The organism is Bacillota bacterium, from assembly GCA_012842395.1.
Classification (GTDB): Bacteria; Bacillota; SHA-98; order UBA4971; family UBA4971; genus UBA6256.
This window is the reverse complement of record DUSX01000012.1, coordinates 1-13,720: the sequence shown is the minus strand read 5'-3', so window position 1 is coordinate 13,720 and position 13,720 is coordinate 1. Positions and strand designations below refer to the sequence as shown.

Sequence of the window (13,720 nt, the reverse complement as noted above, 5' to 3'; positions counted from 1 at the left end):
CGTCCCCTGGCTACTGCGCCTCCCCTAGCGCGCGCTCGAGGACGCAGGCGACGTAGTCGATCTCCTCGGCGGTGAGGTGGTTGTGGAACGGGATGGCGATGCTCGTGCGCCCGGCGAGCTCCGTCACCGGGAAGTCCCCCTCCTTGAACCCGAACTCGGCGCGGTAGAAGGGTTGCAGGTGGATGGGGGTGAAATACGGGCGGCACCCGATCCCCGCCTCCTGGAAGCGCCGCATCACGTGGTCGCGCACGGCGGACTGGCGCTCGGGGGTGGGCTCGTCCACGCCGACCCGGATCACATACACGAACCAGCTCATCCGCGTCACCTCGGGCGCCACATGCGGCAGGCGCACCCCCGGCACCCTCGCAAGGCGCTCCGCATACATCGCCGCGACCCGCTTGCGCTTCTCGATGATCTCCTCGATGCGCGACATCTGCGCGGCCCCGAGCGCGGCCGAAAGCTCGTCCATGCGGTAGTTGTAGCCGAGGCGCTCATGGGAAAGCCACACCCCGGCCTCCCCCCGCCCCTGGTTGCACATGCTCCTGCAGAGGCGCGCTATCCGGTCGTCGTCGGTGACGATCATCCCGCCCTCGCCCGTGGTGATCTACTTGTTGGGATAGAACGCGAACACCGCCCGGTGCGAGAACGCGCCGTTCCCGGCCTTCGTGCCCTTGTATTCGGACCCCAGGGACTCGCAGGAGTCCTCGATCACCACAAGCGCGTGGCGGTCCGCGATCTCGCGGATGACGCCGAGCCTCGCCAGCTGGCCGTGGATTTCCACGCGGACTGAGGCTGGCTCCCCGGTGGGTGGGTGGACGCGCAGAAGGCGGCACCCGGGGGAGTGGCTTTCGTATGGGAAGCGATGGCGTCTTCAGTGATGGCGTCTTCGATGAGGTCCGGACCAATGTTCGCGGTGTCGGCCTCGATGTTGACGAACACAGGCTCCGCTCCTCTTAAGGCGCATGCCGCCGCAGGCGCCTTGAACTCCAGCGCAGTCGAGCTGGTCAGGCTGGCAACAAGACCGTCTGGCGGTTGCTGCAGGGACAACGTTCCGTAAGTATGACGGCACCTCAGGGGCCACATTCTCTCTAGGTTCCTTGCGTTGTTGCTAAGGAACCAAGCCATCACCTCTGTTACACTTCGAGGAGAGAAGCCCGCCGGAGAGTGGATCTGCAAGAAGCCGAATAGATCAGCTAACGGTTATCTACTACGGAAGGTGCAAAGGGACTCGAAGACTCGAAATTAGCAGAGCTACAAAGCGCAAGACGCTGCGTCCCTCCACCAGGGGGGAGGGACGCACGCACATTGTCGTGGTCTGAACCATATCATTAGCTACTACGTGTCTAGGCGGTCAAGTTTCCGGTCAGCGAAGTGGTCAACTTGCCGACTGGCGTTTGTGTCGGAACGGTGGTTCAGCCCAAAGGCAAAGCGGATATTGAACCGAGAGCATCTTAGTTGTCCATCGTGACGTGCGCGACGCGAAACGGATCCACCGTCTTGTGGTCGAGCGTGACACCCAGGCCGGGTGCTGTGGGCACCTTGAGCCGACCGTTCTTTATCTGCCGTTCCAGCGCATTCTCCACGATGGCGTAGTGGATGTCGGAGTGGTAGGGGAACATCTCCTGTATTACAAAGTTGCTCAGACATGCCGACACCTGCACAGCAGCCGCTGTTAGTACGGGACCACCACAGTTGTGCGGCGCGATGCGCATGTTGTACGCCTCAGCAACTGCGCCGATACGCCACGCTTCGAGAATGCCGCCACACGTACCTGGGTCGGGCTGCACAATATCCACCGCCCGGAGCTCGATGATGCGCCGGAAGCCGTAGCGTGTGTATAGCCGCTCGCCCGCGGCGATGGGGATGTTCACCTTGCCCTTGAGGACCTTGTAGGCGTCCACGTCAAACGCGTCCAGCGGCTCCTCGTACCAGAACGGGTTGTACTGCTCGATCTCTTGGCCGATGCGCGTCATTACGTCCGTGGTTCCCTCGGCCGTCACATCTACCATAAGATCGATGTCGTTACCTATAGCCTCACGCACCATGCGCACGGAGTCGATGCAGCGCCGATAGTTCTCCGGGCTGATCTCGCGGTTCTTCAAATGCCGGTTGAGGTTGCGCACGGGGTCCCGCTGGCTCAGCGGATACATCTTAACTGCGTCAAACCCGTCGGCGACCACCTCCTCCGCACGCTTTGCAAAGTCACGTGGAGTGTCGCAGCGTCCCTCGGACCATCCATTGGCGTAGACACGCAGCTCGTCACGCTGGCGGCCACCCAACAGCTCGCATACAGGGACGCCTAGCACTTTGCCCTTGATGTCCCATAGGGCCTGCTCCAGCCCGCTCACGGCTGCGTAGAAAATGGCGCCGGCGCCCTTGCCCCAGAATGTGTGATAGTAAAAATCATTCCAGATATCGCTGATCCTTGCGGGGTCCCTGCCGACGACGAAGCACTCTGCAAGCTCGGCCATCATGGTACCCGCGGCATAACAGCCCACACCAAAGCCCACTGCGCCCTCGCCGATGCCGGTGACGCCTTCGTCGGTCACAAGCTCGACGATCACCGGGCGAAAGCTCCCCGTGTCCACCACGTATACATTCGCTTCCTTCACAGTCATTTCGAGTTCTCCCCCTCTGCCCGGGGACGTGGCGCATCCAGAATGCAGGGCGTCCTCCGGGCCAATTGATTGATCTCATCGACGTAATGGCAGGCCACCATGTGATTGGGGCTGACCTCCTCGAGCGGGGGTTGTGCGTGATAGCATTTCTCCTTCGCATAGTTACAGCGAGGCGCAAAACGGCACGCAGGCGGTGGCTCGATGGGCGAAGTCAGCTCGCCCTTGAGGAGAATGCGTTCTCTTTTTGCACGAAGTTTGGGCTTCGGAATTGCCGAGAGAAGTGCCTTTGTGTAGGGATGATACTGCTTTTGAAATAGCTCCCTGGTACTCGCCTTCTCCACCACCACCCCCAGGTACATGACCATGATTTCATCAGATATGTGCTTGACCACTGCAAGGTTATGGGTAATGAAAATGTACGTCAGATTGCGCTCTTTCTGCAGATCCTGCATCAGATTGAGTATCTGCGCCTGAATCGAGACATCGAGCGCTGACACGGGCTCATCGCATACGATGAGCCTGGGGTTGAGCGCAAGTGCCCGCCCGATGCCAACGCGCTGGCGCCGCCCTCCATCAAGCTCGTGTGGATACGCGTGTGCAAGGCGCTGCGCCAGGCCGACAGTCTCCATAATCTGCTCGACACGTCTAAGGTATTCCTGCCGGCTGCTGCATGCTTTATACACTTCCAAGGGCTCGCCGATGATCTGACTTACCGACTGGCGCGGATTGAGAGAGGCGAACGGATCTTGAAATATCATCTGCATGTTCTTGCGCAACTCGTGCAGCCGCGCCTTGGAGGGAGCAGAGATATCCTCGCCATCGAATATGATTTGGCCCTCCGTTGGACGGAGCAGCTGGAGAATTACGCGACCCAGCGTCGACTTGCCGCAGCCGGATTCGCCAACAACACCTAACGTCTTGCCCTCTTCGAGTCTAAAGGTTACGCCGTCCACGGCGTGAAGCAGTCCCGTCTTTGTCTCGAAGTACTTCTTGAGACCGTTAACCTCCAACAACGTTCCCATGCTGGCCTTCCTTTCACCGGTGTTGATAACGTACGCACTTTACAAAATGCCCCGCACTAAGCTCCACCGCACCAGGATTCCGCTGCTCGCATTCGCTCGTCTTCACAGGGCAACGGGGGTGAAACTTGCATCCATTAGGCAAGTTAGAAGGATCTGGCACCAAGCCAGGGATGGTCGGCAGCCGGTCGGTTTCCGCGTCCATGTCGGGAACACAGCTAAACAAGCCCCGTGTATACGGGTGCGCCATACGCTCGAACACGTCTTCTACCGTGCCCGATTCAACAATCTCGCCGGCGTACATAATCGCAACGTCGTTGCCCACCTCAGCAACGACCCCCAGGTCGTGCGTGATCAGGAGCATTGCAGTGTTTAGTTCGTCCTTCAAGCTCTTTATGAGTTCTAGGACCTGTGCCTGGATTGTCACATCGAGCGCGGTTGTAGGCTCGTCCGCGATGAGCAGCCTTGGCTTGCACGCAAGCGCGATTGCAATCATCACACGTTGCTTCATACCACCGGAGAACTGGTGCGGGTACTCGTCATATCGGTCGCCGGGAATACCCACCAGTTCCAGCATCTGCTTCGCGCGAACCGTCGCATCTTTTTTGGAGAGCTTGTTATGAATCTGAATGACCTCTGCGATCTGATCACCAACAGTCAAAACTGGGTTCAGCGAGGTCATAGGATCTTGGAATATCATAGCAATCTCCCGCCCACGGATTCTCCGCATCTCGCGGTCACTCTTCTCCAACAGATTCTCACCCCTGTACAGCACCCTGCCCTGCGCAATCTTGCCAGGGGGAGTCGGTACCAAGCCCATAATGCTCAAAGCCGTAGTGGTCTTGCCGGCCCCAGTCTCCCCGACCAGACAGAGGGTCCTTCCCTCCCGAATCCCAAGCGTTACGCCGTTGACTGCCTTGACAACCTCCTGGTCTACAACGTACCGCACGACGAGGTCGTCAATTCTCAAAAGCTCCTTGTCCATATCCGATTACTCCCCCGGTCTATTACTTAAGGCGTGGGTCAAGAGCGTCTCGCAGGCCATCGCCCAATAGATTGAGTGCAAAGGTAGTCACTACGATGGCCAAGCCTGGTAGGATAGACATGTGCCAGTAGTCGCGCAGGTAGGCGCGACCTGTCGCAATGAGGAGTCCCCATTCCGGCGCAGGTGGCTGGACACCCATGCCGATAAAGCTCAGAGAAGCGCTCATCAGGATGACCGTTACCATGCCGAGAGTGAATTGCACAATAATCGGCGCAAGCGAGTTGGGCAGTATATGCTTGAGCATGATACGCAGGTCGCTGGCGCCGATGGAACGTGCGGCTTCGATGAACTCCTGTTCTTTGACGGTAAGTACCTGGGCGCGCATGATACGCGCAAACGCCGGCACGCTGGTCACGCACAGCGCAATCATCATGTTTTTGACGCTGCTGCCTAGCGCCGCGATAATGCTGACACACAGGCACATGGGCGGGATGCCGATAAGGATATCTACCGTACGCATGACTACGTTATCCAGCTTGGCGTAGAACGCCGCCAGTAGCCCCAGCAGTGATCCAATCAGCGCAGCTATGGAAGTGCAAACCACGCCGATAAACAGTGTGTATCGGCTACCGTAAACCACCCGGCTGAATATATCGCGGCCAAAGTTGTCCGTTCCAAACCAGTGCTCCCTATCGGGGAAAAGCAACCTTGCGTCATAATCCTGCTCCGCATAGTCGTAGGGGATAATCCAAGGGGCAGAAACGGCTGATAAGATGAGGACTATCAAGATGATCAAGCCGCTCATGGCCATCTTGTTTCTCTTCAGTCGCCTCCAAATCTGACGCATGGGCGTCTCCCTTCTGGTTCTGACCGCAGCCACGACCGTAGCGTCACGCATTCACCCTCACCTGCACTTCCCTGCGAGCCGAATTCCCGTTTCTCTTTCGCTGCGCTGTGCTGTACATCGCCCTAATACGCGGATCAATGAAGCAGTACAGGATATCCACAATCAAGCTAACTACAACACAATTGAGACCAATCCAAAGTACGCCGCCTTGCACAACTGGATAATCCCTAAAACCCACGCTGTCCACGATGAATTTACCGAGACCCGGTATTGCAAAGACGGTTTCTACGAGCACCGCTCCCGCAAGAAATCCTGAAATCTGAATGCCCACAACCGTTACAATGGGCACGAGCGCATTGCGGAACGCATGGCGCATGACCGTCAGCAGCTCTGACTGCCCCTTGGCCCGGCTGGTACGGATATAGTCCTGACGGATGACCTCCAGCATACTCGAGCGTGTCATGCGCATAATCGAAGCACTTGCCTGAAGCCCAAGCGTAAAGACAGGCAAGATCCAGTACTCGGGCCCGTAGCTCCCCGTCGCAGGCAGCAGCCTGAGATTGACCGAAAAGATCACTACCAGCAGCATTGCAATCCAGAACGACGGCGCAGATACCCCAAACAACGAAAAGATTGTACATAGCGTGTCTAGCATCGAATACTGGCGCACTGCGGAAATCACGCCCGCCGGGACCCCTATCAAAACGCCCAGCCCGACGCTTAAGACCGTTAACTTGAGCGTGTTGGGGTACCGAGCGAGAATCTCCTCCATCACAGGGCGACCGGTTTTGTACGAGTTCCCCATGTCCCCTCGGACCAGATTAACAAAGTAGCGCCCAAGCCTTATGAGATAGGGGTCGTCGAGACCCAGCTGTTCGTGGATAGCCTGCACCTGCTCTGGGGTGGCGTTTTCACCCAGAATGGCTAGGGCCGGGTCGCCAGGTGCGAGATACAGCAGCGTAAACACAATGACAATAACGCCAACTAGAGTCGGGATGATAAGCAGGATGCGGCTGGAGATATACCTAAGCAAGATGTTTTCACCACCGTAGCCATCGGATTTGGCACCAGCCTGTCTAGTGGCTCCGCCGCGTCTGGCATTGCGCGGGCGAAATGCCCCACCCGCGCAATGCCAGGAATGGTATGTTACGTCCGGGCGTGCTACTCGAAATAAACGTACTGTAGGTAATGTTGCTCGTACGAGGGCGTAATCCTAAAGCCCCTAACATTGGGCTTGCAGGCCGCGTTAAGTTCCTTGTGCCAGACAGGGAGTGCTACGTAGTTCTCCATAAGCATCTCCTGACACTTGTAGTAGAGCTTATTGCGCTTTTCAATGTCCACGGTGGCTAAGGCTTTCCTGATGGTATCGTAATACTCCTGATTCACCCAACTAAAGATGGGCCATTCCGACTTGTCAGGCAACCACCGAAACAGAACGCGCCCCGCCTCCCCTGTGCTTGCGGTGTATCCATATACGGCAAGTTCCCCTTTGCCCTGGCAAAGCCACGAAGTCCACTGCGTCGCCTCCATAACGTCGATTTTGACACGGATGTTCACTGCTGCCAATTGCGCCTGGATGACTTCACAGAAATCCTTGCGCTGCTGGTCCGAACTGTTACAGGATATGCTAACATCAAAGCCATTGGGGTAACCTGCCTCGGCAAGCAGTCTCTTTGCCCGCTTGAGGTCTTGATGGGGGAAGTACTTGCTTAGGTCCGGATGACGGCCGTCAATGCCGGGAGAGACGATACCGGTGGCTAGCTGGCCGTAATTCCTGTACGCGATCTTGACGGCGCTAGGGATGTCGACGGCATACCAAATGGCCTCACGCACGCGAATATCGTTCAATGGCTTTATTGCCTGGTTGATTGTGAGGTATGTGGTGTTTGCACCCATAGCGGAAACCAGGTGGATGTTTTTGTTAGCACGGATACGGTCAACGTCATTCGCGCTAATATCATAGACAATGTCTGCGCGGCCTGACTCGGCTTCGATAGCGCGGGCAGATGCATCGCTGATGTAGCGGATAGTCAGGTGCTTGACATAAGGCTGACCCTTGATCCAGTAATCCTTGAACCCTTCCAGAATCAAACTGTCTCCCGAGTTGTACTTTACCACCCTGTATGGACCCGTACCGATGGGGGCCTTGAAGAAGTCTCCGCCAGATTCAGTAAACGCGCGCTCACTAATGATGCAGCACAGCGGGTTTTCCAGCATAGGGAGCTGAAGAGCGTACGGCCCCTTCGTGACAATCTTCAACGTGTATTTATCCACGACTTTGGATTTGTCAAAATCAATCTGATCGACCTGCATGGCAGCGGGAGTGTTGTCTTGCCTCATTCTCTTAAGCGAAAACAATACGTCACTCGCCTTCAGCTCGTCGCCGTTATGAAACTTGACCCCCTTACGGATGTGCAGCACAAGTGTCTCATCGTTTTCATACTCCCAGCTTTCTGCAAGCCATGGAACGAGCTTGCCATTCTCATCGTACACTACGAGCGTTTCGTATATCTGGCGGGTAGACTGGTGCTTGGTTTGAAAAACATTGTCGTGGGGGTCCAGCGAGCCCGGGTCACCTGCCATTACAACGACCATGCTATCTTTGGAAGACACAATACCGGGGGAAGGAGTTGCACCCTGCACGTTGCCTGCGTAACCCACGAACAAGAACATCGTTATAACGCACACCAGAACACACAGGATCCGTCTCAGGAACTCTTTCATTGTCTTGCTCCCCCTTTGCGTTATACATGTGAGATACTTGGTATCCCGCTATCTTGGCCCTTGCACACCAAAAAGCGTCGGATATCAAGACCTGAGATGCGCGAAATGGGGCAGTTTGCTGACATCCGTCATAGGGATGTCAAGCTCTTCAGCGGCACGTATCATGAAGTTGAATCCGATGGTGCGGCTTCCCCCTCTGGGTGCGCCACTCTTGACCACGCAGCAGCCGATCGCAAGGCCGATTTCCTTCTCTGGCGAATCCAACGTTCCCCCCGCCCTGCCGGAAGGCACCACAAGGAGGCCATGCGCCATCATGTAATGCGCCGCATCCAGGGCCTCGGTAAGTGTGCCAGCCTGGTTGGGTTTGAAAATCATACCCTTCACAGCTCCCATTTCCACTGCCTGCTTTGCCCTGTCCATGCTGGTGCACAGGAAGTCATCACCGACGATGACAGAGTTGATGCGTTCACTCGCAAGTCTAAAGCCCTCAAAGTCCTCCTCCTGAAGCGGATCCTCAATGAACGCGATGGGATACTCGTCGGCCAACCGCGCCAACACTTTGATGAGCTCGTCACGGTCCACGAGCCGACCTCGGTACAGGTACGCGCCCTCCTTCTCGTCATAAAACTCGCTGCTGGCGCAGTCTATCGCGTAGTACACGTTGTTCCGGTATCCCAAGTCCGCAACCGCTTGTGAAATCAGGCCAAGTACTTCAAACGGGTCGTCTGATGGCGCGCCATAGCCGCAATAGTTACCCATATTCGCCGGGCGGCCGGTCGTCCTCTCAATCAATCCACCCAGATACTGGAATACTTCGACGATAATCCGCACGCCCTCGTTAATCGTGTTGACGCCGTAGGGTATTACCATAAACTCCTGGAACGCCAGCGTCTTATCGATGTATGTACCACCGTTGACGATATTGGACGAAGGCGCATAAACGTACCGAATCTCGTCAGCGGCCATCGCACGATGAAGGGGCAGGCCTTTGACGGCCGCGGCTGCCCGCGCCACGGCCACCGATACTGCGAAGATTGCGTTGCCACCCAGCCTGGTTTTGTACCGCGTTCCGTCAAGCTCGATCATGGTGCGGTCAATCTTTCGCTGGTCAGTGACATCCATGCCAATCAGAGCAGGCGCGATAACGGTCTCAATGTTGTCAATCGCCTTGTAGACACTCAGCCCACCAAACACCCTGGGATCGTCGTCACGTAGAACAGACGACTCGTGTACGCCGACGGACGTCCCGGTGGATGCGCCAGCCCGACCGAGGTGTCCACCTTCGGTGATGACGTCCACTTCCACGGTCGGGCGGCCTTTGCTGTCCAAGACCTGTCTTGCCTTGATCGTCCTGATTTCGCTTCCTGTCACAATCCTCTGTGCTCCTTTCGGATTCCGCCGTTAATATCAGGAAACGTACAGAACATTAAAATCACACAAATTGGTTCCGGTGTTGCCCGTGAATATATTGTCCCCAATCGCCATCAGCGCGTTCCCGGCGGAATGATTGCGCAGCGCTTTGAGCACGTTGACTCCCTTGGCTTCAAGCCTGCTCACTGTGAGTCCGTCTACAAGACCACCCGCATAACGCGTTGTGCCATCGGTGCCCTCAGTGTCAATAGAGGCACCCGCGACGCCATCCATGTCCCGAATACCGATCGCTAGGCCGAGCACGAGTTCGTGAGATGGCCCGCCCACACCCACTGGTGGCGACTGGATGCTCGTGGTGGTTTCCCCCGAGCACACAACAAAGCAGGGCGGCGCAATTGGCCGACGCAAATACTTGATCTCGCGGGCAAGCGAGGAGAGGAAATAGCCGGCTTCTCGGCTCTCGCCTTCCATGTACGTAGACAGCACCATAATGGGCACGCCCATCCTCTTTGCTGCTGCAAGTGCCGCCTCGCAAGAGTCGCCCACCGAGCCAGTCAGGAACGTGGTGACATTCCCGCTAAAGGACTTGGGCGTCTCACGCACCCGGCCATCGTCCCAGAGAAAATCCACAATGCTTTTGGGGAGTTTGCCCGCCAAATCGTAGTTTTCTATCGTGTTCCTTGCGTCCTGTATCGTAGTGTTGTCTGGCGCTACTGGCGTACCAAAGAAGGAAGCAACTGGTGATCCGCGGTTAGATGTAGGCAGCTGACCAACGCCATCGCCCACCACAATGTTGATGAGCTCGGCGCCTTTTCCGCAGATACGCTCAGCTAGGCGGCCGCCGTTGGTGCGTGAAATGTGCCTGCGCACCGCGTTAATCTCGAGGATTTTCGCACCGGATTTCAGGAGCAAATCCTGTGCCTTGATTTCGTCATCCAGGGTAATGCCTTCCACAGGATAGGTGAGCAGTGCCGAGCTACCACCGCTGATTACCGAAATGAACAGGTCGTCAGGAGAGGCTGCGTCAATAAGTGCCAGAATCCTCTCGGCGGCCAACATCCCATCAGCGTTAGGAAGTGGATGCCCCCCAACATACACATCCGTGTTGCAGTAGTGATCCTGAGGCTCCTTTATCTTCACTGAGATGATTCCTTTTGTGATTCTGTCTCCCAGGATCTCGCACACAGCCTGCGCCATGGCATTGCAAGCCTTGCCCGCGCCAAACAGGTACACGTTCCTCTTTGTGCGCAAATCCCAGGTGCGCTCGCCCACAGTGAGAACATTGCCGTCGAAATGCATGATCTCGTGAATGCGCTTCCCCGCATCCACTTCCTGTAGCACTGCGTCCATCAGCTGAAGCACCTTTCCTCGCGCTTTGGTATCGCCCTTGCTGGCAAGTTTCTCATAGTTGCGGATCTTCGTAATGGCGTTCATTTCCCATCACCCACGAATCCTCATTATGTCGAACCCCGCAAGAGCCCTCACCCGCAAGACCGTCCTCAGTTCAGCAACAAGGGTCTTCACCCATTGCAGGTCGTCGCGCAACATCTTCTTTACGTGTGTGGTGATCAGTCTCGGTATGCAGCAAACGCAACACTCATATCGCGGCCCGCGACTGCACCCGGAACCGGAGTAGAATGCCCCGGCATCACGCCATCCGCAACAGCAGCGCGCTCGAACCGTGTTTACATCACCTCGCGCTCACGTGGAGTCCTCCTCAAAGTGTGCGCTTCCTACTACGACCGCCTGCTGCCGCGGACGGTGTTCCTGCGCTTCTCTGTGGCCAATTCGATCTGGTTAACCTGCGGTGATTCCTGCAGATACCTCCAAGACGAGGGTGAGCTGCTCCATAGAGGACACTGTTATCTCGGGAGAGGAGGACTCCACAAACGTCAACCTTGATCCGTTCACCCCTGGAATTCCTCATTGCCGTTATCACAGTCGCTGACCATCTCGCACCCCTCGAGAAGCCCATAGCCCCCTTGTGTCATGTCGCGCCTGCTATGCCCTCACTGCCCCGGCAGGACCCCGGTTCGGCCGGATGGCTCGCAGGCGGCGGGCGGTCCGCACGTGAGCGCCGCCGTCCCCTTCCACACCTTCAAGGCACATGGCTAGCCTCGCGGACCCCCGCTGACTCGAAACGCCGTGAGCTTGGCAGGACAAGTGCACCCGTATGGCGAAAGAGTGAATGGCTTTGTGTTGTCTCCGCGCCTCCGGCGTGATTTCTCCGCGCCCACGGTGTGAGGTTTCCGCGCCGGCGGCAGCTCCGGCCGTGGGATAGCCAATGGAGATTAGCGCCACTGGCGATGGGGCACGCTTTGTGTATCGGGCATGCTCTGCGCTCAGAAGATTGCACTCCCCCTTTCTGCGGTCCGACAGAGCGCAGGATGGCGGGACAATGTGAGCGCTCTGCGTAGTTGCTGGACAGAGTGTAACACATAGAGCCCATATTGTCAACTATATTTTACGCGAGACTTTTTGGCTTCCGTGTGGCCATGAACACAGGAGGTACTCCCGTAGAAGCGAGGCGATGCGGTTGAAGGAGATAGGAGGCAAGCTCCGCGAAATGCGAATCCAAAGAAACCTGAGCCTCCGAGAGGCGGCCGAGAAGGTCGGAATCAGCCACACTTATCTCAGCGCACTCGAAAAGGGGCATGACGCGCGCACCGGCAGGCCTGTGAATCCTTCAACAAAGACACTGGTGCGCATAGCAAACGGGTACGGAATACCCGTGGAGGATCTACTCAGACTGGCTAGCCACGAAGGGGTAGAGGAATCCGCTGACGTCGAGGCGGTTGCCCGGAGCCTGCAGACCCTTGAACCCGAGGACCGCGAGGTGATCCTTTACCTGATCAAGAGGCTACATGGCGGCTAAGGTGGCAGCGAGCGGATGGCTCCGGAGTCGCTCTCCCGCACGGCAGCCACGAGACGAGTACCGCGCTCACGCCCACCCCGCCTCCTCCAGCGGGCGCTCGAGGACGTCGGCAACGCGGTCGATCTCCTCGGCGGTGGGGAGGCGGTGGAGCGGGATGGAGATGCTCCTGCGCCCCGCGAGCTCGGTAAAGGGAGGGCCAGAGCCCCGCGCCCGAGGACACCCCAGGGCCTCAACAACCGGCTCATCCCGGCCCGCCTCTCAATGCTATCTGTATGCCATCGGTTGCCCTCGGGCGCGGCAGCGTCCGGTCCCATCCGCGTCCCACCCAGAAGGTTTTGTGCCGCCGAGAAGGTCTCGTCACACCCAAGAAGGTCGAGGCCTACCCCAGCAGGAGTGCGAATGGCACGAACGCCTAGATGTCGAACAAGGTGCTCACGTCTTTCGCGCCCCGCACGTCAGCAACCCGCCGGATGAGGCTTGCCGCTTGCTCGTGGGGCAAGGCAGTCTCTGCGAGCTCCACCGCCTTGCCGCACACGTCCCCCAGCGACGTGGGGTTCCCGGGACCCCTCCTCGGGAGCATGACTGATGAAGACAGCGTCGTGCCGTCGTCCATGGTGACCTCGACTTCAGCGCCCCGCTTCTTGGGGTACTCGGCGTCGAATTCGTCCCCGGCCTCGAGGGTCGTGTTGGAGACAAGCCTCTTCGCGTAGTCGTTGAGCCTTATCGCATCCGGACGGAAGTCGCGCAGCCCAAGACGCCCCTTCCGAAGCGCCACGGCGACGCAGTACGGGGAGCACCGCCTTGCTTCGCGCGGAGAGCGCGGGTACCTCCCACCCCCGCCCGCAACCTCGATGGCCGCCCCGTAGGTGCGAATTCTGACGGCCCGGACCCTGTCGGGGTCGAAGCCGGGCTCGGCCGCGATCTCCAGGGCGGCGTCCGCCTGGGCGTGCGAGTGCTTGCACGAGGGATAGGGCTTCATCGACACCTCGCAAATCCGGTATCTCTCGCCCAACCCGTCCGTGAGCGCTTCGAGGGCGGGCTCGGATGACGTCGCCTTCAGGAAGCCTTTCTCTCCCTCGAGGATCCGCACAGGCCCGCTGAACCCCCGCTTGGCCATGAGGGCCGCCAGGAGGCCGCCCGTCGCCGCCTTCGCCGCGTGCAGGGGCCTTGACATCGCGCCGTCCTCGCGAAACTGCCAGAGGCCCGAAGCCTGCGTGCCCGCGTTCCCCAGCGCCCAGGACATCTCGACGTCGTCCAGGCCGAGGACCTTGCCCGCGGCGG

General features: G+C 58.1%; 13 protein-coding genes. 1 reads left to right on the top strand and 12 read right to left on the bottom strand.

Annotated features, from left to right (window positions below):
- Nucleotides 1-10 precede the first annotated feature (10 nt).
- The 11 genes from GX515_04895 to GX515_04845 form a co-directional block, all read right to left on the bottom strand.
- Entirely contained in the window at nt 11-583 is a 573-nt protein-coding gene (locus GX515_04895) for a hypothetical protein (protein HHY32355.1), read from the bottom strand.
- Between the two features lie 21 nt (nt 584-604).
- On the bottom strand, nt 605-781 hold the full coding sequence (locus tag GX515_04890; protein ID HHY32354.1) for a DegT/DnrJ/EryC1/StrS aminotransferase family protein: 177 nt from the start codon (nt 779-781) through the stop codon (nt 605-607).
- Entirely contained in the window at nt 709-1,125 is a 417-nt protein-coding gene (locus GX515_04885) for a hypothetical protein (protein ID HHY32353.1), read from the bottom strand. Before GX515_04885 ends, GX515_04890 begins: the two co-directional genes overlap by 73 nt.
- Before the next feature lie 326 nt (nt 1,126-1,451).
- Nucleotides 1,452-2,618: a mandelate racemase/muconate lactonizing enzyme family protein gene (locus GX515_04880; GenBank protein HHY32352.1), complete on the bottom strand. Its 1,167-nt coding sequence runs from the start codon at nt 2,616-2,618 to the stop codon at nt 1,452-1,454.
- Nucleotides 2,615-3,640, bottom strand: a complete 1,026-nt coding sequence (locus GX515_04875; protein HHY32351.1) for an ATP-binding cassette domain-containing protein — start codon at nt 3,638-3,640, stop codon at nt 2,615-2,617. Before GX515_04875 ends, GX515_04880 begins: the two co-directional genes overlap by 4 nt.
- Before the next feature lie 13 nt (nt 3,641-3,653).
- Complete coding sequence (locus tag GX515_04870; GenBank protein HHY32350.1) at nt 3,654-4,622, bottom strand: ABC transporter ATP-binding protein; 969 nt, start codon at nt 4,620-4,622, stop codon at nt 3,654-3,656.
- A gap of 22 nt (nt 4,623-4,644) precedes the next feature.
- A complete protein-coding gene (locus tag GX515_04865; protein HHY32349.1) occupies nt 4,645-5,520 on the bottom strand; it encodes an ABC transporter permease in 876 nt (291 codons plus the stop codon).
- Nucleotides 5,513-6,502, bottom strand: coding sequence for an ABC transporter permease (locus tag GX515_04860; GenBank protein HHY32348.1), 990 nt, complete (start codon nt 6,500-6,502; stop codon nt 5,513-5,515). Before GX515_04860 ends, GX515_04865 begins: the two co-directional genes overlap by 8 nt.
- A 128-nt stretch (nt 6,503-6,630) precedes the next feature.
- Nucleotides 6,631-8,193 carry an ABC transporter substrate-binding protein gene (locus GX515_04855; protein ID HHY32347.1) on the bottom strand — a complete coding sequence of 521 codons (1,563 nt, stop codon included), beginning with the start codon at nt 8,191-8,193 and terminating at the stop codon, nt 6,631-6,633.
- A gap of 84 nt (nt 8,194-8,277) precedes the next feature.
- Entirely contained in the window at nt 8,278-9,564 is a 1,287-nt protein-coding gene (locus tag GX515_04850) for a phosphopyruvate hydratase (protein HHY32346.1), read from the bottom strand.
- 36 nt (nt 9,565-9,600) lie between these two features.
- Nucleotides 9,601-10,989 (bottom strand): DUF4147 domain-containing protein, encoded by a 1,389-nt coding sequence (locus GX515_04845; protein ID HHY32345.1) that lies wholly within the window; start codon nt 10,987-10,989, stop codon nt 9,601-9,603.
- Nucleotides 10,990-12,130: 1,141 nt separating this feature from the next.
- On the opposite strand from GX515_04845, the gene GX515_04840 reads away from it, so the two are divergent.
- On the top strand, nt 12,131-12,439 hold the full coding sequence (locus GX515_04840; protein ID HHY32344.1) for a helix-turn-helix transcriptional regulator: 309 nt from the start codon (nt 12,131-12,133) through the stop codon (nt 12,437-12,439).
- A 412-nt stretch (nt 12,440-12,851) separates the two neighbouring features.
- On the opposite strand, the gene GX515_04835 is transcribed toward GX515_04840, so the two are convergent.
- A partial coding sequence (locus GX515_04835) for an MmgE/PrpD family protein (protein ID HHY32343.1) occupies nt 12,852-13,720 on the bottom strand: 869 nt, incomplete at its 5' end.

What these genes read in the sequence shown, in the direction of transcription:
- GX515_04865 (HHY32349.1), bottom strand. Translation starts at nt 5,520, where the DNA reads ATGCGTGACGCTACGGTCGTGGCTGCGGTCAGAACCAGAAGGGAGACG.
- GX515_04840 (HHY32344.1), top strand. Translation starts at nt 12,131, where the DNA reads ATGCGAATCCAAAGAAACCTGAGCCTCCGAGAGGCGGCCGAGAAGGTC.
- GX515_04870 (HHY32350.1), bottom strand. Translation starts at nt 4,622, where the DNA reads ATGGACAAGGAGCTTTTGAGAATTGACGACCTCGTCGTGCGGTACGTT.
- GX515_04880 (HHY32352.1), bottom strand. Translation starts at nt 2,618, where the DNA reads ATGACTGTGAAGGAAGCGAATGTATACGTGGTGGACACGGGGAGCTTT.
- GX515_04855 (HHY32347.1), bottom strand. Translation starts at nt 8,193, where the DNA reads ATGAAAGAGTTCCTGAGACGGATCCTGTGTGTTCTGGTGTGCGTTATA.
- GX515_04885 (HHY32353.1), bottom strand. Translation starts at nt 1,125, where the DNA reads ATGGCTTGGTTCCTTAGCAACAACGCAAGGAACCTAGAGAGAATGTGG.
- GX515_04895 (HHY32355.1), bottom strand. Translation starts at nt 583, where the DNA reads ATGATCGTCACCGACGACGACCGGATAGCGCGCCTCTGCAGGAGCATG.
- GX515_04875 (HHY32351.1), bottom strand. Translation starts at nt 3,640, where the DNA reads ATGGGAACGTTGTTGGAGGTTAACGGTCTCAAGAAGTACTTCGAGACA.